This is a genomic window from Rhodococcus olei (assembly GCF_039540555.1).
Taxonomy (GTDB): Bacteria; Actinomycetota; Actinomycetes; order Mycobacteriales; family Mycobacteriaceae; genus Rhodococcus_G; species Rhodococcus_G olei.
The window spans coordinates 1-924 of sequence record NZ_BAABFB010000016.1 but is presented as its reverse complement, the minus strand read 5'-3'; the positions used below and the strand labels follow the sequence as shown (position 1 = coordinate 924).

Here is a 924-nt window from a genome sequence, read left to right as displayed (position 1 = left end):
GGCGTGGCCGACCGCGCAGATCGCGGTGATGGGTGCCTCGGGTGCGGTCGGGTTCGTCTACCGCAAGCAACTCAAGGACGCCGCGGCGGCGGGTCAGGACGTCGACGCGTTGCGGTTGCAGTTGCAGAACGAGTACGAGGACACCCTCGTCAATCCGTACGTGGCGGCCGAGCGTGGTTACGTCGACGCGGTCATCCCGCCGTCGCACACCCGTGGTCAGATCGTGTCGGCGTTGCGGTTGCTCGAACGCAAGATGGTCACCCTTCCGCCCAAGAAGCACGGGAACATCCCGCTGTGACCGCAGTGCTCGAGACGGTCGACGTCGACCTCGTGTCCGACGAGACCGCACTGCTCGGTTCTCCTGTGCCGCAGCAGGATCCGATCCGCTTCTCCGGCAATCCCGATGACGCCGAGGTGGCCGCCGTGCTGGTCGCCCTCGCGGCGGTGTCGGGAGTCCCGGCCGCCGGGGAGCCGCCGGTCGAGGAAGGGTGGGGTGCCCCCGCCCAGATGATGCGCTACGGGTTGTCCGGCGCGCCTTGCACTTTCGTCAATGCCCGATTCACCCGTTAAGGAAAAGCGATGACAGCCAACAACACTGACAAGAAGATCTCGAAGGTGCTCGTCGCGAACCGCGGCGAGATCGCCGTGCGGGTGATTCGGGCCGCGAAGGACGCCGGGTACGGCAGCGTCGCGGTGTACGCGGAGCCGGATGCCGATGCCCAGTTCGTGAAGCTGGCGGACGAGGCGTTCGCCCTGGGCGGGCAGACGTCGGCGGAGTCGTACCTGGTGTTCGACAAGATCCTCGACGCGGCCGCGAAGTCGGGTGCGGACGCGATCCACCCCGGTTACGGGTTTCTGTCCGAGAACGCGGACTTCGCGCAGGCGGTGATCGACGCGGGGCTGATCTGGATCGGGCCCTCGCCG

3 protein-coding genes are annotated in these 924 nt (G+C 67.5%); all 3 read left to right on the top strand.

Annotated features, from left to right (window positions below):
* The coding region (locus ABD951_RS02320) for a carboxyl transferase domain-containing protein (protein ID WP_345341710.1) at window positions 1-298 on the top strand (298 nt) is incomplete at its 5' end.
* Window positions 295-570 (top strand): acyl-CoA carboxylase epsilon subunit, encoded by a 276-nt coding sequence (locus ABD951_RS02315; RefSeq protein ID WP_345341713.1) that lies wholly within the window; start codon window positions 295-297, stop codon window positions 568-570. The genes ABD951_RS02320 and ABD951_RS02315, both read left to right, overlap by 4 nt.
* 9 nt (window positions 571-579) lie before the next feature.
* Window positions 580-924 (top strand): biotin carboxylase N-terminal domain-containing protein (locus ABD951_RS02310; RefSeq protein ID WP_345341711.1); only part of this gene is annotated, 345 nt, incomplete at its 3' end.